This is a genomic window from Ammonifex thiophilus, from assembly GCF_003368535.1.
GTDB lineage: Bacteria > Bacillota > Desulfotomaculia > Desulfotomaculales > Ammonificaceae > Ammonifex > Ammonifex thiophilus.
Genome location: NZ_QSLN01000004.1, coordinates 92,766 through 110,624, shown reverse-complemented (window position 1 = coordinate 110,624; position 17,859 = coordinate 92,766). Strand labels below are relative to the sequence as shown.

General features: G+C 56.8%; 17 protein-coding genes. 15 read left to right on the top strand and 2 right to left on the bottom strand.

Features of this window, described 5'->3' with window-relative positions; genetic code table 11:
* Positions 1 to 19 precede the first annotated feature (19 nt).
* The 8 genes from purN (at position 20) to DXX99_RS04940 (ending at position 8,185) form a co-directional block, all read left to right on the top strand.
* Positions 20 to 856 (top strand): phosphoribosylglycinamide formyltransferase, encoded by an 837-nt coding sequence (gene purN, locus DXX99_RS04975; RefSeq protein WP_205664639.1) that lies wholly within the window; start codon positions 20 to 22, stop codon positions 854 to 856.
* The gene (locus DXX99_RS04970; protein ID WP_115792411.1) at positions 853 to 1,842 is read left to right on the top strand and encodes a hypothetical protein; all 990 of its coding nucleotides are present in this window, start codon (positions 853 to 855) and stop codon (positions 1,840 to 1,842) included. Before purN ends, DXX99_RS04970 begins: the two co-directional genes overlap by 4 nt.
* A gap of 15 nt (positions 1,843 to 1,857) precedes the next feature.
* The gene (locus tag DXX99_RS04965) at positions 1,858 to 2,787 is read left to right on the top strand and encodes a carbohydrate kinase family protein (protein WP_115792410.1); all 930 of its coding nucleotides are present in this window, start codon (positions 1,858 to 1,860) and stop codon (positions 2,785 to 2,787) included.
* 34 nt (positions 2,788 to 2,821) lie between these two features.
* The gene (locus DXX99_RS04960) at positions 2,822 to 3,586 is read left to right on the top strand and encodes an SDR family oxidoreductase (protein WP_338065869.1); all 765 of its coding nucleotides are present in this window, start codon (positions 2,822 to 2,824) and stop codon (positions 3,584 to 3,586) included.
* A 92-nt stretch (positions 3,587 to 3,678) separates the two neighbouring features.
* Entirely contained in the window at positions 3,679 to 4,587 is a 909-nt protein-coding gene (locus DXX99_RS04955; protein WP_165847722.1) for an N-acetylmuramoyl-L-alanine amidase family protein, read from the top strand.
* Positions 4,574 to 5,227, top strand: coding sequence for a coenzyme F420-0:L-glutamate ligase (locus DXX99_RS04950; RefSeq protein WP_115792408.1), 654 nt, complete (start codon positions 4,574 to 4,576; stop codon positions 5,225 to 5,227). Before DXX99_RS04955 ends, DXX99_RS04950 begins: the two co-directional genes overlap by 14 nt.
* Positions 5,228 to 5,289: 62 nt before the next feature.
* Positions 5,290 to 5,931, top strand: coding sequence for an HD-GYP domain-containing protein (locus DXX99_RS04945; protein WP_240610823.1), 642 nt, complete (start codon positions 5,290 to 5,292; stop codon positions 5,929 to 5,931).
* Positions 5,912 to 8,185, top strand: a complete 2,274-nt coding sequence (locus DXX99_RS04940; protein WP_115792407.1) for an EAL domain-containing protein — start codon at positions 5,912 to 5,914, stop codon at positions 8,183 to 8,185. The genes DXX99_RS04945 and DXX99_RS04940 overlap by 20 nt, the downstream gene beginning before the upstream one ends.
* A gap of 2 nt (positions 8,186 to 8,187) precedes the next feature.
* Here the strand turns inward: DXX99_RS04940 and DXX99_RS04935 are convergent, their stop codons facing one another.
* Positions 8,188 to 9,291: a glycerol dehydrogenase gene (locus DXX99_RS04935; RefSeq protein WP_115792406.1), complete on the bottom strand. Its 1,104-nt coding sequence runs from the start codon at positions 9,289 to 9,291 to the stop codon at positions 8,188 to 8,190.
* Positions 9,292 to 9,593: 302 nt separating this feature from the next.
* Between DXX99_RS04935 and DXX99_RS04930 the strand changes: the two genes are divergently transcribed.
* The 6 genes from DXX99_RS04930 (at position 9,594) to DXX99_RS04905 (ending at position 15,247) form a co-directional block, all read left to right on the top strand.
* Positions 9,594 to 10,076, top strand: a complete 483-nt coding sequence (locus DXX99_RS04930) for a hydrogenase iron-sulfur subunit (RefSeq protein ID WP_115792405.1) — start codon at positions 9,594 to 9,596, stop codon at positions 10,074 to 10,076.
* 1 nt (position 10,077) lies between these two features.
* On the top strand, positions 10,078 to 11,364 hold the full coding sequence (locus DXX99_RS04925; protein ID WP_115792404.1) for a CoB--CoM heterodisulfide reductase iron-sulfur subunit A family protein: 1,287 nt from the start codon (positions 10,078 to 10,080) through the stop codon (positions 11,362 to 11,364).
* 31 nt (positions 11,365 to 11,395) lie between these two features.
* Positions 11,396 to 13,360 carry a CoB--CoM heterodisulfide reductase iron-sulfur subunit A family protein gene (locus DXX99_RS04920; RefSeq protein WP_115792403.1) on the top strand — a complete coding sequence of 655 codons (1,965 nt, stop codon included), beginning with the start codon at positions 11,396 to 11,398 and terminating at the stop codon, positions 13,358 to 13,360.
* The gene (locus DXX99_RS04915) at positions 13,361 to 13,666 is read left to right on the top strand and encodes a helix-turn-helix domain-containing protein (protein WP_115792402.1); all 306 of its coding nucleotides are present in this window, start codon (positions 13,361 to 13,363) and stop codon (positions 13,664 to 13,666) included. It begins immediately after the preceding gene.
* Positions 13,663 to 14,769: a 4Fe-4S dicluster domain-containing protein gene (locus tag DXX99_RS04910; protein ID WP_115792401.1), complete on the top strand. Its 1,107-nt coding sequence runs from the start codon at positions 13,663 to 13,665 to the stop codon at positions 14,767 to 14,769. Before DXX99_RS04915 ends, DXX99_RS04910 begins: the two co-directional genes overlap by 4 nt.
* Positions 14,770 to 14,959: 190 nt before the next feature.
* The gene (locus tag DXX99_RS04905; protein ID WP_115792400.1) at positions 14,960 to 15,247 is read left to right on the top strand and encodes a hypothetical protein; all 288 of its coding nucleotides are present in this window, start codon (positions 14,960 to 14,962) and stop codon (positions 15,245 to 15,247) included.
* An 87-nt stretch (positions 15,248 to 15,334) separates the two neighbouring features.
* Here DXX99_RS04905 and DXX99_RS04900 read toward each other — a convergent pair whose 3' ends face one another.
* Positions 15,335 to 16,510, bottom strand: a complete 1,176-nt coding sequence (locus tag DXX99_RS04900; protein WP_115792399.1) for a VLRF1 family aeRF1-type release factor — start codon at positions 16,508 to 16,510, stop codon at positions 15,335 to 15,337.
* A gap of 113 nt (positions 16,511 to 16,623) precedes the next feature.
* On the opposite strand from DXX99_RS04900, the gene DXX99_RS04895 reads away from it, so the two are divergent.
* On the top strand, positions 16,624 to 17,850 hold the full coding sequence (locus DXX99_RS04895) for a molybdopterin molybdotransferase MoeA (protein ID WP_240610822.1): 1,227 nt from the start codon (positions 16,624 to 16,626) through the stop codon (positions 17,848 to 17,850).
* Positions 17,851 to 17,859: the final 9 nt, after the last annotated feature.

Sequence of the window (17,859 nt, the reverse complement as noted above, 5' to 3'; positions counted from 1 at the left end):
GTAGCCGGAGGAAAGGAAGTTGCAGCAACCCTTGCGCATCGGCTGGTTTTCGACCGGTCGGGATCAGGCGGCTCGCGAGCTTTTGAAGCTTATCTTACGGGGAATCGAGGACAAAGAACTCAATCTGGAGATCGCCTTTGTCTTTTGCAACCGGGAGGAGGGGGAATCTCCTGAGACGGATGCCTTTCTTGACCTAGTGCGCTCGGCTGGTCTCAAACTCATAACCCTCTCTTCGCGCAAGTTTGCTCCGGAGAAATGGCAGGCAGACCGCGCTTCCTGGCGTGAGGCCTACCACGAGGCCGTGTGGGAGAAGATAAAGGAGTTTGAAGTGGACTTCTCCTTCCTGGCGGGCTACATGCTCATCGTAGGGGAGGGTATGTGCCGGCGGCACCGCATGCTAAACCTGCATCCGGCCCTCCCCGGAGGACCTAAAGGAACCTGGCAGGAGGTAATCTGGGCCCTATTGGCCACCAGAGCACGGGAAGCGGGGGCGATGATCCACTTGGTGACCCCGGAGCTTGACGCCGGGCCCCCGGTCACCTACTGCCGCTTCCCCTTGGACACGCCTGCTTTAAAACCCCTGTGGGAAGAGTTTGAGAAGAAGTTAAAAACCCGCACTCTGGAGGAGATACGGCGGGAAGAAGGGGAAAAGGAGCCTCTCTTTCGCGAGATAAGGAGGCAGGAATTTATACGGGAGCTTCCCCTCATTTGGCTTACCCTGCGTAAGCTGGCTTTGCGGGAGATCGTACTTACCGACCGAGGGGTGATCTATCAGGGCAAACCCTTCCCCGGCATAGATCTTTCCGCTGAGGTCGAAGCTTTACTACCTCGTTTGGGGCAGGTGAAAGAAAGTTGAGCTTCCTCGTCGCCTTTGACTTGGAGGGACCCCTCTCCCCCCAGGACAACGCTTACGAAATCATGGGGAGATTGCCCCAAGGTTATGAGTTGTTCGAGCGATTAAGCCGCTACGATGACCTCCTGACCCTGGAAGGGCGTCCGGATTACGAGCCGGGAGATACCCTAGCCCTTATCGTCCCTTTTCTCCTGGCCTACGGAGTGAAGGAGGAGGATATATGGGCTGTATCTCGCACCGCTTTTCTTACCCCCGGAGCTAAGGAGACCGTGGCGGAGCTTGCCGCCCTGGGTTTACCTTCCTGCATAATCTCCACCAGTTACTGTCAGCATGCTTGTCGTGTGGCTCGGGAGCTCGGCTTGCCGGAAGACCGGGTGGCCTGTACCCATCTTCCTCTGGACACCTGGCAGGATGAGCTTCCCCCCGAGGACAGGGAGTGGATTCTGGAGGTGGCTCGGTCCTTTTTAGGGGTACCGCTGGAAGACGACGAGGCCTTGAAGCGGCTGGGTGATAACTTTTTCTGGGAGGAGATGCCGCGGCGTGCCAAGCTGGGGAAGCTTTTTGGTTTGGTGCGGGTGGTGGGAGGAACGCGTAAGACTGAAGCTTTGACCGACTTTGCCCGCCGGGCCGGGGCGTCGCTCGATCGAGTGGTAGCGGTGGGGGACAGTATCACCGACTTTCATATGTTGCGAACAGTGCGGGAAGCGGGAGGTTTGAGCCTAGTCTTTAATGGCAACGCCTACTCTCTCCCCTACGGCACTTGCGCTGTGGCTTCTTCGAATCTTACGGCCATCCTCCCGCTGATAAAGGCCTTTGTCCAAGGGGGGCTTACGGCAGTAGAGCGAAAGATAGGGGAGCTTTCGCGGAGCTCCGGAGAGGAAGGTCCTTTCTACCACTGGCTACTCGACCGGTCTCCCGGGGAGGAAATCATTTCTTTGCATGCTCGTTTCCGGGCGCGCCTGCGGGGGCGGGCGGCGCAACTCGGTTGAAAGGATGAAAGGAGCATGGTTTTAGGGTGCGGCGCGCTTAATGTGGATTATCTCTTCGCTGCCGAGCTTCTAGTAACCGACGGGGAGACCTTCTGCCATCCTGTAACCCGTCAGCCAGGCGGTTCGGCCGCCAATACCGTCTACGGCCTGAGCAAACTCTCTTTTCCCTGCGCCTTTGTAGGGGCGGTGGGGAACGATCCCGATGGGCGCCTAGCTCTGGAGGCCTTGGCGGAAGTCGGGGTAAACACGCAAGCTGTGAAGGTGCGGGAAGGGAGGGGAACGGGCAAGGTTTTTGCCTTCGTCGATCCTAAAGGGAAGAGAGCTCTTTACGTCTCTCCCGACGCCAACCTCACCCTGACCCTGGACGACATGTTAGAGGCTTTAACGCCGGAAGTGCGTTGGGTGCATTGCTCCTCCTTCGCCGGTGACTCTCCCTTTCAAGCCCAGCGTGAGTTCGTAAGTCGCCTGCCCGAAGACATCGGTTTTAGCTTCGCTCCAGGGGCGCTTTATGCCCGCCGAGGCTTAAAAGAGCTTGAGCCTATGCTTTGCCGCTGTACCCTTCTTTTCCTCACCCAGGCGGAGCTGGAGACCTTGACGGGGGAAGGGGTACTCTTAAACGGTGCCCGCCTCTTGCTCAATCTAGGAGTGCGCGTGGTGGTGGTAACGTTGGGTGGGGAGGGGAGTGTGGTGGTGACTCCCGGAGGCTGTGACTACCAGACGGCCCTGGCCCAGAGGGTGGTGGACACTACTGGTGCGGGCGACGGTTTTGCGGCCGGTATGCTTTACGGCTACCTTAGGGGCTGGCCGCTGGAACTGGCTCACCGGTTGGCCAGCGTAGTAGCGGCTTTTGTAGTGGAGAACTGGGGAGCACGAGCGGGTATGCCTTCGCTGGAGGAGGCTAAGAACCGCTACGAAGCCACCTTTGGGCTTCCTTTTCCAGAATAAAGACGCGAATGGGGAGGGAAAGATCTTGGGATTGGTGACGGGTAAGAAGGCACTGGTCTTAGGGGTGGCCAACAAGCACTCCATCGCCTGGGGAATAGCCCAGGTGCTTCACCGGGAGGGGGCCTCGCTCTGGCTTAACTACCAGAACGAGCGTTTCTACAAAAACGTGGCCGAACTGGCGGCAGAACTCGATCCCCATATTCCTCTCTCGGAGTGCGACGTTACCAAGCCGGAGCAGGTAGGCAACCTGTTCGCTGAAATCGAGAGGCGCTGGGGGAAGCTTGACATATTGGTGCATTCTTTAGCCTTTGCCCCCAAAGAGGCCCTAGAAGGAGAGTTTTACAAAACCACCTTGGAGCAGTGGAACATAGCCTTAGAGGTGAGCGCTTACTCCTTGGTATTGTGCGCCCGACATGCCAAGCCTCTGCTAGAAAAGGAGGGAGGCAGTATTATCACCTTAACTTACCTTGGTTCGCAGCGGGCGGTGAAAAACTATAACGTCATGGGCGTGGCCAAAGCAGCGTTAGAGGCGGCAGTGCGTTACCTGGCTGCCGACCTCGGCCCCTTCAATATAAGGGTTAACGCCATTTCCGCCGGCCCTATCAAGACCGTAGCTGCCCGGGGGGTGTCCGGTTTCTCCTCCATTCTGAAGGTGGTGGAAGAAAAAGCTCCCCTGCGGCGCAATGTAACCCAGGAGGAGGTAGGTAAGGTAGCGCTCTTCCTAGCTTCCGACCTGGCCAGCGCCGTAACTGGAGAGGTAATCTTTGTCGATTGCGGCTTTCACGCTGTGGGGGTTTAGGAGCTTCTTGTAAAAAAAGTGTAACCGGCAGGAAGGTAATGAGAGGGCGGAAAACTGAAGTTTCGAGGCTAGAAAAGTTGGAGGGCCGTACTTTGGAAGAAATATCTAGGATAACTAACATTTATAGTAAAATACAGGAAGGGACCGAGGACGAAAGTTGGGTAATAATAGAAGCTACAGCGCCATTGGTCTGGGAGCTCCTTCGCCCCGAGCCCTTGGTTTACTGTCTGAAAGTTAAAGGACGAGCCAATATGTACACCGGGCCTCTGGCGGTACGGGATGGGGTAGTGCGGGAAGTGAGCATAAACACAGAGAGAGAAGGTCTAAGCTTTTTTGTCCGTCTGGAGGCGCCGGCGGAGGCCAAGGTGGAGCTCCAGACGGGGAAGCTTCCCGTGCGCCTCATTTTACGCCTCAACCGCTCCTGCTGGCGCGACTTTTTCCGGGACAGGCACATAGTGATCGATCCGGGACATGGGGGAACGGACGGCGGGCACCGCGGTCCGGTGGACCTGTGGGAAAAGGATGTGGTTTGGGTCACAGCCCAAGAGTTCAAGCGCCAGCTAGAGAGGCTGGGAGCGAGGGTTAGCCTCACCAGATCGCGAGAGGAAAACCCTTCTTGGGTGGAGCGGGTAAGGCTGGGCGAGAAAGCCGATCTTTTCTTGAGCCTGCACACCCACGGTGAGGCCGATCGCCGGGTGCGCGGAGCGGCCGTGCTTTATAACCCCACCTTTCCCCAGGGGGAACGCTTGGCCCAGACCATGCTGGAAGAGATAACAGCCAAGACCAAGGTACCGGGCAGGGGGGTTTTCCCTTCCTCGGAGCTCACCCTGCTCGACAGGCGTCCGGCTTTTACCATAGAAATGGTAACCATCACTAATTGGGTGGATGAAGGCTTGTTGCGCAATCCTTATTTCCACCGCAAGTTAGTGCTAGCCACCCTTTCTAGTTTCTTTCGCTTCGGTCGGGAAGTGAGTGAGGTAGCCAACCATGTTTGTGGCTAAAATACCCATCAGGACCCATATCATCACCGACCGGGACAACATCGTGGAAGTGGCCCGCAGGTACACCGAGGGCATAGCTGAGCCGGGGGATGTCATTGCCCTGGCCGAAAGCGTGGTGGCCATATCGCAAGGCCGGGCTATACTGCCGGAGACCGTAAAGCCGGGCTGGTTGGCCCGCTTTCTCTGCCGCTTCCCCAACAAGTCTGGTAGCTTGGCCACTCCCGCTGCCATGCAGCTTGCTTTAGAAGAGGTAGGGCCTTTGCGGGTGCTGGCCGGTTGCGCCGCCGCTGCAGCAGGTAAACTCCTGCGGCGCAAAGGGTGGTTTTACCTGGTGGCCGGGCGGGAGCTGGCTTTGATCGACGATATAGCCGGCACCATGTATCCCTACGAGCGCCATATAATTCTGGGGCCGAAGGAGCCGCAGAAGGTGGTAGAAGCCGTTAAAGAGAGCACCGGTGCGGAGGCGGTCATCGCCGACGTTAACGATCTCGGCTGCGTGGATATCTTGGGCATAACCTGTCCGGAGCTCGCCAAGGAGATAGAAGAAGCTCTTCGGGACAACCCCTTCGGCAACGAAGATGAACAGACCCCTATTGTGGTGCTCAAGCGCCAGCTTAAAGGCAATTTAACCTCCTCCTAAAGCTCTCTTAACCCCCGGTTGCTATCATGTCGTAAAGAGCCGAAATTCACGGGGGAAAAAATTTGATCGACCATTTCTTTTACCAGGCGACACAGGGGGCCATAGATTGCCTCATCGCGGCTTTGGAGGCGCGCGATGCCTATCTCCAGGGGCATTCCTCTCGGGTGGCCAAGCTCACCGAACTTCTGCTGCGGGAGTTAGAAATCGCGGGAAGAGAAGCGGAACTTATCAAGCTGGCGGCCCGCCTGCACGATATCGGCAAGATCGGCATACCCGATGAAGTCCTGCGCAAGCCGGGCAGACTTTCACCCCTCGAGTGGGCGCAGATCCAGCAGCACCCGGTTATAGGTTACCGCATTATCAGCCGCTCTGCTTGCCTCAAAGAGGTGGCGTTGATGGTGCTTTACCACCACGAACGCTGGGACGGCTCAGGTTACCCTCAGGGCTTGCGCGGCGAGGCCATACCATTAGGCTCCAGAATAATAGCGGTGGCTGATGCCATCGACGCCATGCTCTCTCCCCGTCCTTATCGCCCTCCCTTATCTCTTCGGCAATGCTTAAAGGAGATAGAGGAGGGAGGGGGAAAACAGTTTGACCCTTTGCTGGTAGGGCCTGCCAAGAGATTGCTTTTGCGCTTGGAAGGTTTGCGAACTTGCGGCCGGGGCAAGGTCGGGGTGGGAGGTCATGGTACCCGGAGCGAATAAAGTCTGGGAGATGGCCGAGCCCCTCTTAAGGGAGCTCTCTCTGGGCCAGCGTGAGATGGTGGGTAAGCTTCTGGACGGCCTTAGGCAGCAAAGGCCGCTGGCTCTTATTTTTCTGATGTTTGCTAATATAGAAACCTTGGCGGGAGTCAGAAAGCACAAGCAGTTTTCTCACCTGCTGGGTCAGATCCAAGAAGCTCTAGAAAGGATAGGGGCAAGTTTCTTCCCTTCTGGTTCCTCGTTTTTGGTGAAGAACCTGTGGAACGGAAGCTTTCTTTTCTTTCTCTCCTTTGACCAAAGCCTGAGACGGGAGGAACTGCACAAGCTTTCCGCCGCCTTCGCCCTTCTGGTTGAGGAAAAGACCGGGCTGACTTTCCTGCGTTTAGGGGGCCAAAAGCCGGAGGTGCAGGTGGGTGCCGCCTTCCTGCACGACAAGGCGGGGCAGATAGAGGAAATCATCCGTCTGGCCTTGCTGGAAGCGAGCGTCTTCAACTTGAAGGAAGCCCAGGAAGCTCGCGAAGCTCTACTAGAAGAGTTTGAAGCGCTCCTCGGGCAAGAAAAGTTGGCTGTGGATTACGAGCCGATCGTTTCTCTTACTACTGGGCAGCCTGTGGGCTGGGAGGCCAGACTGCGAGCCCGGGGGCCAACCTACCTGATGAGCCAGGAATTGCTCTTGGCTTTGGCTCGCGAGACCGGCCATCTCCGCTGGCTGGAAGGCCTTTACTATCGGCTGGTACTGGAGGAGAAACCAGGAGCGGAAAAGGGGCAGAAGCTCTTCCTTCTGGCACCGGTCGGGGAAGAGAAGGACGAAAGCTTCCTTTGGCGGGAGGTTACCCGATGGTGGGAGGGGAAGGGCATGAGGGCTGCCAACCTGGTCCTGATCCTGGAAGAACCTCGCTGCTTAGGCCAGCTACCGGTTCTACGCCAGGCGCTGGAGCAATATAAAGCTCAAGGTTTTTCCCTAGCCCTACGCAGCTGGGGGATGAACCCCTTCTCCCTGTTGAGCGATTTTTCCTTCCAGTTTTTGAAATTGGAGCCTTCGCTCACCGCCCAGCTGCACCTTCACCCCCGTAAAAGAGCTTTACTGGAAGCTATAGTAGCTTTTGCCCAAAAGCTAAAATGCTCCCTTATAGCCGAGGGGATCACGGACGAAAAGGAGCTCCTCACCCTGGTAAATCTCCGGGTAGAGGCGGCTCAAGGCCCTTTACTCCGTCGGCTGGGGGAGTCGGCGGAAGGGGTAGAGCACAAGATAGTCGCATTGGCCGGCAAGTCCGGTCCTTTCCCAGGGAGCACGCGGGGTTTTTTGGCTGTGGGACGCATAGCGGAGAGTACGGTGCTGGTGGGAAGAAATACCCTGGTGCGCGAGGTAAAAAAGATCTTCGAAGACGACGAGTCCTTGGATGGGGTGGTAGTAGTGGAGGAAGGGAGACCGGTGGGTCTAGTTATGCGCTATAACTTGGACCGGTATTTGGGGCTGCAGTACGGCGTGCCTTTGTATTTCGAGCGGCCCATCTCCGTACTCATGGATACTTCTTTCTTAGCCGTGGAAGAAGACACCCCCATTGAAGTGGTTTCCCAGCTGGCCATGAGCCGCGAGCGCCTACGTCTCTACGACTGGATAGTGGTCACCCGCAACCGGCTCTTTCGGGGAGTGGTCTCGGTGCAGGCGCTGCTCGACGCCTTCACCCGTATCCAGCTGGAGATGGCCAGGGGAGCGAATCCCCTCACGGGATTGCCGGGCAGGGTGGGTATTGAGCGGGAGCTGCTGCGCCGGGCAGAGGTGGGGGAAGAGTGCGCCGTTGTTTTTCTGGATCTGGACCACTTCAAGTCGTATAATGACAAGTACGGCTTCGAAAAAGGGGACCGGGTGATACTCTTGGTGGCCAACCTTTTACGGGCCACTTTGAAGCGGGTGGGCGACCCGGAAGGCTTTATAGGACACATAGGGGGAGACGATTTCATTGTAATCACCCGGCCAGAGATGGCCGAGGAGTTCTGCAAACAGTTGGTAGCACGTTTTGACCGTTTGATTAAACGCTTCTACAGCCCGGAGGACCGCCTGGCCGGAGGAATCAGGAGCTTCGACCGCAGCGGCCGGGAGACTTTCTTTCCCTTCGTTACCGTTTCTCTGGTCATTGTCGACCAGGTGGGCAGCGCCTACGGCTACGACATAAAGAAAATTGCGGAAAAAGCCGCCGAGCTGAAAAAGCAGGCCAAGCTTTTTCCGCATAGCGTTTACCTTAGGGACAAAGGCTAAGCTTAGAAGCCTTTGAAATCTTTGCCTAAGGCGTCGGCCCCGATGATGGCCGCTAGTACGTCCTCCGCCGTAACCGGGAAAGGCTCGTTGTGGATGGTCTCGCCGGGGCGAACTGCTGCTTCCGCTACCTTCCTCAATTTTTCTTCGCTTACTTCCCCAAGTCCTATGTCGGCTAGTGTCACTGGCAGGCCTACAGATACGGCGAACTCGAGCACCTCTTCGATTTCCCCAAGCGGCCTGCCCTCCAGAACCAGTTGTACCAGTGTTCCAAAGGCCACCTTTTCACCGTGGTAGTAGGCATGGGTCTCTTCGAGGGTGGTCAAAGCGTTGTGCACGGCGTGTGCAGCGGCCAGGCCACTGCTCTCAAACCCCAGGCCTGACAGTAAAATATTGGCTTCTACCACCCTTTCTACTGCCGGGGTTACTACTTGACGTTCCACGGCCAAGCACGCCTGGTATCCGTCCTCAAGCAGGGTTTCGTAGCAGAGCTGGGCCAAATTTAAAGCTGCGAGGGTGGAGTCCCCTCCAGGCAGATTTTTCGCCCGACTTTCAGCGCAGGCACGGGCTTCGAACCAGGTGGCCAGGGCGTCGCCCATACCGGCTACCAGGAATCTTACCGGCGCCCGAGCTATGATCGCGGTATCCACCAAAACGAGGTCTGGGTTGCGGGGTAAAACCAGGTACTCTTCAAATATTCCTTGCTCGGTGTAGATGACCGAGAGGGCGCTGCAAGGGGCATCGGTAGAAGCGATGGTAGGAACTATTACTACGGGTTTGTGGGCGTAGTAGGCCACGGCCTTGGCAGTATCCAGGGCTTTCCCGCCTCCAGCTCCCAGGATTACGTCCGCGCCCTCTTTTTCCGCCAGTTCTTTAAGGCGCATTATTTCTTGCTTGGAACACTCTCCTCGGAATTCGGCGAAAGAGCCCTCGATACCGGCGGCCTGCAGGGCCTGTTCTATCTTGCTCTGGACTATCTCTAGAACCCGGCGGTCGGCCAAGGTAAACACCCGGGTACCAAGTTTTAGAGCCTTGATTTCTTCCCCCAGGGCTTGTAGGGCGTTGGCTCCCTGGACATAGCGAGCCGGGGCTATGAGCTTTCGCAGCATCTGCTTAACCACCTCCAAGAAGTTAAGTTAACCACTTTCGAATTATTTTATCAATTGGAAACAGCGGAAGGAAAGGGATTTGCTATCTGTACGACAGTAATTTGTCGCTTATCCCCCTTGACAGGCGGGAGGGGAGGAGTTAAAAAGGTATTTAAAAGTAAACTTAGAGCGACCACTTAGTCGCACTTGAAACCCGGAGCGCGAAGAAGGCGGCAACGAAAGCCCGAAAGTCCCGCGGAAGGGGTGAAGCCGCCTTTTTTGCATAACCCAGAGCTTAGACGCTTTAAAGGGAGGGGGAGAAATTGGCAGAAGATACGGTTCGGGAGGAAGAGATGGAGGAAGAAGAGTACGAACCCCTAATTTTGATGTTCGCCACCGAACGTTGCGCTTATCCCTGTGCCGACGTTGCCGGACTCAGCAAGATAAGTTACCCGCCAAATATTCGCCTTATCCGGGTGCGGTGCTGTCTTATGGTTTCTCCAGATCTGGTGCTGGAAGCTTTCCGCAAAGGGGTAGATGGGATTATCATCGGCACTTGCTATCCTCCGGACTGCGCCTTCAAGGAAGGAGTGGAGCGGACCCGCGAGCGCATGAAGAAGCTGGCTCCTAAGCTTAGGGAAATGGGGATCGAGATAGACCGCTTGCGGGTAGAAGCCATCTGCAGCGTCTGTACCAACGTCTTTAAGCAGGTGACGGAGGAAATGACGGAGATCCTCAAACTGCTGGGGCCCACGCCCTACGCCGAAGAGCGGATGAGACTGAGAAAAGAGAAGGGGGCAGGGTAACTTGGGTGTCAAAGATGTGCTGGTTGTCGGTGGGGGTATTGCCGGGGTGCAGGCGGCTCTAGACTTGGCCGATCAGGGGTTCAAGGTTTACCTGGTAGAGAAGGAACCCAGCATAGGCGGCCGGATGATCCAACTGCAAAAAGTCTTCCCTACCATGGATTGTCCAAGCTGCATCTTCACCCCTAAGATGGTGGCCGTGTCTAACCACCCCCAGATAGAGTTGCTCACCTATACGGAAGTGGATGAAATAAAGCGAGAAGGTAAAACTTTTCGAATAACGCTTTATAAAAAGGCCCGCTACGTGGATGAAGAGCGCTGCGTAGGTTGCGGAATCTGCGAGAACAACTGCCCGGTAGATGTTCCCAGCGAGTTTGACAACTACTTAGGAGCGCGTAAGGCCATCTACATCCCTTTCGCCCAGGCGGTGCCTAAGGTGGCGGTGGTGGATATAGATAACTGCGTGCTCTGCGGGGTCTGTGAGCGGGTCTGTCCGGCCAAAGCCGTGGACTTTACCCAGAGGCCGCAAACCATCAAGGTCGAGGTGGGGGCAATAGTCATCGCTACCGGATTTAAACTTTACGATCTCAGTCGTTTGGAGCACTTCGGAGGAGGAAAGTACGCCAACGTCATACCTTCGCTGACTATGGACCGGCTCCTAATCCCCAACGGCCCTTACGGGGCGCTGGTTCGTCCCTCCGACGGCAAGATACCCAGGCGGGTGGCTTTTATCCTCTGCGTCGGTTCAAGGGCGCGCAACCCGCTGGTGGGCTATCCTTATTGTTCCCGGGTTTGCTGCATGTACACCATCAGGCAGGCTCAATCCACCATCCTAAATCTGCGTAAGGTGGAAGTAGACGTTTATTACATGGACATTCGCGCCTACGGTAAAGGTTTTGAGGAGTTTTACCAGCGGGCCAAGGGGGTGGGGGTACGCTTTATCAAGGGACGGGTGGCCCGGATCACGGAGAAGGAAAACGGCAACCTCATTCTACGAGCCGAAATCATCGCCGGGAAGGATTCGCGCATTGTGGAGGAAGAGTACGAGATGGTGGTCCTTGCCCTGGGCATTCGACCCCAGCACAAAGCCCTTGCACGGCTGCTGCCGGATCTGGGTATAGATGAGTACGGCTTTGTGAAAACCGTTTCCCCCAAGCTGGATCCCACTACCACCAATATTCCGGGGGTTTTCGTGGCCGGGGTGGCAGAGGGGCCCAAAGACATAGTGGATACGGTCATGCAGGCTTCGGCTTGTGCCATGCGGGCTTCAGCTTACATTTCCGGACTTTAAAATCATATTGGTTAAAAGGGGTGGGGGAGGCGTGTCGGAAGAAATAAAAGTAGGAGTCTATGTCTGCCACTGCGGCGGCAACATCTCGGATGTGGTAAACGTCAGCGAGGTCGCTGCTTACGCTTCCGGTCTTGAAGGCGTGGCGGTGGCTCGGGATTATATCTTCATGTGTTCCAATCCCGGGCAGGGTTTAATAGAAAGGCACATCCGCCAAGGGCGGATAAACCGGGTAGTGGTAGCCTGTTGCTCGCCCAGGCTACACGAACCTACTTTTCGCAAAGCGCTGGCCCGGGCGGGGCTCAACCCTTACCTTCTGGAAATCGCCAACATTCGAGAACAGTGTAGCTGGGCTCATCCCGACAATCCTTACCGAGCCACCGAGAAGGCCAAGGATCTCGTCCGCATGGCGGTGGCCAAAGTGAAGCTGGCCAAGCCTCTGGAAAACGTTCGGGTACCCGCTCGTCCTGAAGTTTTGGTGGTAGGTGGAGGCGTAGCAGGCCTAAAAGCAGGGCTGGATCTGGCCGAGCGGGGCTTCCAGGTGCACCTGATCGAGCAATCCCCATTTTTGGGTGGAAGGATGGCGCAACTTGCGCGTGTCTACCCTACCGAGGAGGAAGCCCCTGCTTTACTCAAAGAACTTTGCAAAAAAGTGGCCCAGCACCCCAAGATAAAACTTTATCCCGCTACCACTCTGGAAGCGGTAGAAGGTTTTGTCGGCAACTGGGAGGTGAAGATAAAGCAGCGTCCTTCTTTAGTGGACGAAAAGTGTGACCGTTGCGCCCGCTGCGAAGAGGTTTGCCCTGTAGAAGTTCCCGACCCCTTTAATTATGGGCTTTCCTCACGCAAGGCCATTTATTTCCCTTACCCCGATGCTTTTCCTTCCCGGTATGCCATCGATTTGGATCGCTGTACCAAGTGTGGAGCGTGTGTGAAAGCTTGTCCCCGGGGACTTATTAAGCTCGACCAAGAGGAAAAGGTTCTTTCCCTTTCGGTGGGAGCCATTATTCTGGCTACGGGTTTCGCTCCCTATGAGCCCAAAGAAGGGGAGTACGGATATAAAATTTTCCCTGAGGTTATCACTCTTCCCCAGCTGATCCGACTCCTTTCCTCTTCCGGTCCCACCCGGGGAGAGCTCCGGTTGCCTCAGAACGGCCGGATAAAGAACGTGGTTTTTATCAACTGCGTGGGCAGCCGGCAGCTTCCCAAAGAAGGGGAGAAGGTCAACAAATATTGTTCTCGCTATTGTTGCACGGCGGCTTTGCAGGCGGCCCGTGAGATAAGGCGGCGTTACCCTGAAACCCGAGTTTTTATGGCTTACCAAGACATCCGCACCTATTGTCGGGACTGCGAAGACTACTATGAAGGGGCTTCTAATGACGGGGTTATTTTCCTTCGTTATCTACCTGAGGAGCCACCGATAGTCAAGCGCGAGAACGGCCGTTTGGTAGTAGAAGTTAGGGATCAGCTGACTTTTGGTGAGACGGTAACTGCTCCCGCCGACTTGGTGGTGCTGGTGGTGGGGATGGAGCCGAGCGAAGGAACGAAGGAAATGGCGGCCAAGCTCAGGCTGCCGGTGGGCGAAGATGGCTTTCTTCTTGAAGTTCATCCCAAGTTAAGACCGGTGGAAGTGGGGGTGGAGGGGCTCTTTGTGGCCGGCACCGCTCAAGGACCGAAGGATATTACCGAAACGGTTCTATCGGCCGGTGCAGCGGCAGTTAGAGCTTCTGTCCTACTGGCGCGGGGGCAGGTGGAACTCGAACCCTTTGTGGCCGAGGTCTATTCAGAACGCTGCAACGGCTGCGGCATCTGCTTGGAAGAGTGCAGCTATGGAGCGCTCAGATTGAAGGACGGGAAGGTAGAGGTAAATGAGGCGGTTTGCCAGGGCTGTGGGGCCTGTGCCGCTATGTGTCCTCAGAAAGCTCTAGGGGTGAGGGGGTACACCATAGATCAGTTTGCTGCCATGATCGATGCGGCGGTGGAGGAGGGGGTGCGCTAGATGGCCGAGGAAAAACAAAACGAGCGTAAAAGCACAGTGGCGGCCATGCGGGCGCGGCGTCCAGTGCCCGAGGAGAAGCGGGAGGTTGTGCGGGTGGCAACTAAGGAAAAGAACCAGATTCTGGCCGCCATCAAGGAGGCGGGAACCTCTCTGACTGTTCCGGAGATAGCGGCCAAAACCGGTCTCCCCACAGAGAGGATCATGCGCCACCTGGCTTCCTTGCGCAAGTACGGAAAGGTCAAAGAAGAGTTCACCAAGGGTGACTACTATACCTATACTCTGGTGGAGGTGAAGAAGGAGTTATGAGCCTGGAAGCACAGCCCGAATTTCTGGCCGAAGAATTAGTTCGCTGGGGAGCCCTCCGGGGAAAAGCCTGCTTCAACTGCGGTAACTGCTCGGCCATTTGCCCTCTGGCTGAAACCAACCCCTTCTATCCGCGCCAGGTCATCCGCTACACCCAGCTCGGAGCCACGAAGAAGATCCTGGGCTCGCCTGCTATCTGGCTCTGCTACCACTGCGGCGAGTGCACCACCATGTGCCCGCGCCAGGCCGATCCGGGCGAAGTGGTGATGTCTTTGAGGCGCTGGGCCATAGCTCAGTATGACTGGACGGGACTAGGTAAGATACTCTACCGTTCTCCTTGGTTAAGCTTGGTTTTCTACCTGGCCGCGGCTGCCCTGGCTGGTCTGGTGTTTTACTTCTTCCATGGCCCGTTGGACATGGAGAAGGTTCGGCTTCACCTCTTCCTGCCCACCCACCTCATAGATGTGTGCGGCTTGTCGTTGGGAGCCCTGGTGCTCTTCACCTTAGGTATCAACCTTTACCGCATGAACTCCTGGTACAGGTCGGAGTACGGCTCGCTGCCCTTGGATGTAAGGGAGTTGCTACGCACCTTCTGGGAGGAAGTGGTGATACAGAGACGCTACCAAAAGTGTGAGGATAAATCTAAATGGATGATGCACGCGTCCATGGTGAACGGCTTCCTGCTTCTTTTCCTGACCACGGCATTGGCCTTCCTCCTTAACCCGGAAGGGGATCCGGAGAAATTGCCGCTGGCGGTGCGGCTGCTAGGGACGGTTGGAGGTTTTTCCTTGGTCTTCGGCGCTTTGGTAGCCAACTGGCGGCGCTTTACCGGTAAAGAGGTTTACAACCATTTTACCGACTGGATCTTTCTGGAACTGGTCCTGCTGGCGGGACTTACCGGGCTCGCTCTGGAGCTGCTCGTCGCTCTGAATCTGCCTATGGCAAGCTACCTGCTCTATGCCCTTCACCTGATCGTGGTGTTCCTTCTTATTCTGACAGCGCCTTACAGCAAGTTTGCCCATGCTCTCTACCGCTTCCTGGCGGTTTACGCTTTCCGCCTGGAGAAAAGAGAGCAAGCAACTTCTGAAGTAGCGAAAGTTTCGTAACCCGGAAAGGGCCTTCACATATAAGGCCCGGCTCTTGGCCGGGCCTTATAACATTTTCTCCCAAGCTCTTCTCGCCGGTAATTTTTAATCCACTTCTAGTGGCACTTTAATGGTTTTCTAAGGATAAGGAGTTATTCTTTAGTCGTCGGTGGCCACCGACTTAAAAACTAACCAAGGGAGGATGGAAAAGATGAATCGCAAGTGGCTGGTAGGTTTGGGGAGCGGGTTAATGATTCTGAGTTCGGCGCTAGGAATAGCCCATGCTGCGACAGTGTCTAAACAGAGCGCCCACCCAGTAGTGAGTCAGGTGCAGGCGGAGGCCCAGCTTCAAGACGCCGCCGGAACGGACACGGAAAAGAAAGCGGTTCAGACCGAAGGCGAAGCGGTCAAGTTCGGGGAAGATGAAAGCCTTCCCGGTGGCGGCCACGCCGATCCCGATGGGGTCAACGTGGATCACCAGTTCCAGGGCGTAGAGTAAATCTCTCTAAGCAAGGCATCAGGGGGCTGTCTCCTGATGCCTTGCTTTTAGAGAGGAATCGGGGAGCCTTGTGGCTCCCCGATGTTTTTAGTACCGCAAGATGGCGGCCATACCACCGTATTCTCCGAGCTGTCTGGCTGGCTCACCAGCCACGAGCTCTACCTCGGCCCCGTGGTAGAAGGCCAGTCTCGGTATCACTTCACGTAAAGCTTCCTTCACCACTTCTCCACCGCACAGGGGGCAGCGGCTTTTCTCTTCGAGGAAGAAAAAGCTGCAGGCGCGGCAGCGGTGGACTTCGCCCTTTACGGGCCAGACTACTATGAGGGTGTGCACTCGCCCTTCCCGCAAGGTGTTGAGCACGTCTGCTGGCCCCACTGCGCCTTGTCCGCCGCTTAAGGCGGCATCCAAAGCTTTCCTTATCAATTCTTCCTCACGACGTCTCTCTGCCGCCGTAAGCTTGGGTTTGGCCCGCAGAAGGATCTCGTGTTCCGACTCGTAAAGGGGGGCTATCAGCTTGTCGGCCACCTTGCGCGCCACTTCCGGCGGTAGGTTTTCCATTACTCCGGCTACGGCTTTCTCTTCGCCACCCAGCAGTAAATAGCCGAACTTTTCCTCGGCCTGCCACCTGGCTATCCGGTCGGCCACTTCGCGCCAGAAACCGGCTACTTTTTCGGCTACCCGGTCCTCGAAGGCGTCCACGTTGCTCCCTTTAATGTGGGCTCCATGTGTCCCTCTAGCAGTGGGGGCGCGCAAGTCGTACCGGGGCCAGGTGGTGGTGTCAAGATAAAGCTCAGTTTCTCCGTATACGGCAGCCTTGCCCAGGTAGGCGGAAAGAAAACGTGCCTGAAAGCTGTCTACTAGTACGATGCCGACTCGCTCGTATTCGTCTAACAGCCACAGAAGAGGGGTGACGTCGGGCCGGCCATAGTGTAAATAGTTCTCGTTGACCCGGGCTAGCAAAGAGAATTCTTGTTGAAAATCGTTGGCGGTAAAGAGGATGAGACTTCTTCCCCGAGGCAGGTAAGTGTTGACGTAGCTTGTAACTTGCTCCCTCAGCTCTCGCAAGGCCATTCGCTTCTCGCGCGAAAGAGAAGGTGCCACTTTTTCCTCCAATTCGTCCAGAGCGTTTTTGAGCCAAATGCGGTAAGCTGGAGGACTAGTCTGGTTTTCCGGACGCGTGGGATCCACGTTGAGGTAGATACTCAAGACATCGTCCCTCTCCATTTCCAAAAGGTTGGCTATGATCTGGCGATCGATGAGCATCTTTTCACCTCCTACTCCCAGGAATTCGCTTCCGGCAACGGGTAATCCTGCTCCTCCGCATTGACGCTAAAGCTCAGGGAGTGCTACTATCATGGCAGAGTTGGGGAAAAAGTATGAGAGGCGAGAAAGCCTTGCTTTTCACCACGCTCACACTTGCCGAAGCACGGGAAAAGCTGCGCCGATCTATGCGTCCTTGGCCGGTGGAAGAGGTGGGGCTAGGAGATGCTCTGGGCCGGGTTTTAGCGCAGGACCTGGCGGCCAAAGAAGATGTTCCGGGGTTTGACCGCTCCACCGTGGACGGCTATGCGGTGCGGGCAGCTGACACCTTCGGAGCTTCCGAGGGGCTGCCCGCTATTCTTAGGTTGGCCGGCGAGGTCTGTATGGGTAGTCCTCCGGAAAAAGGGCTAACCCACGGCGAGGCCTGGCGCATCTCTACCGGAGGAATGCTACCCGAGGGTGCGGACGCCGTGGTAATGGTGGAGTACACCGAAGAACTAGACGAGGAAACGGTGGCCATCTACCGCCCGGTGGCGCCAGGAGAAAATGTGGTGCGGCGCGGAGATGATGTACAGGCGGGGAGGGTTATTTTACCGGCAGGGCGCCGGCTCCGCCCTGCCGATGTGGGGCTCTTGGCTACCTGCGGCTGGGATCGAGTACCCGTCTTCCGGAAGCCCCGGATAGGGGTTATCGGTACGGGGGACGAGATCGTGGAAGTCGGTCAGGTGCCGGGGCCGGGACAGGTGCGGGACGTGAACACCTGGTCGTTGGCGGCGGCGGTGACGGCGGCCGGTGGCGAGCCTGTGCGCTACGGGGTGGTGCGGGATCGCCTGCCGGAAATAAAAGAAATGCTTGCTCGGGCCTTGGAGGAGTGCGATGGGGTGTGCCTTGCTGGCGGTAGCTCGGTCGGGGTACGGGATCTGACCCTTGAGGCCATTGAGGATCTGCCGGGAACGAAGGTGCTCTTCCACGGCCTGGCGGTTAGACCCGGCAAGCCCACTTTGGGCGCGGTGGTAAACGGGAAGCCGGTGGTGGGACTTCCCGGGCATCCGGTTTCGGCCCTGGTGGTCTTCCACTTTCTCTTCCGTCCCCTGCTGGAACCGGAGAAAGAAAATCCCCTTCCCTTGCGCGCCCGCCTAACACGCTCCCTTTCCTCGGCGCCCGGCCGGGAGGACTTCGTTCCGGCGGAGCTCGGGGTGGAGGAAGGGGTGACAATAGCCCGCCCCATCCTGGGGAAGTCGGGACTTATTGCCTGGCTGGCCCGTGCCCAGGCTCTGATCCACCTTCCCCTGGACGCCGAAGGGGCGGCGGCAGGGGACTGGGTGGACGTTTTCCTGGTTTAAGGGGGTTTA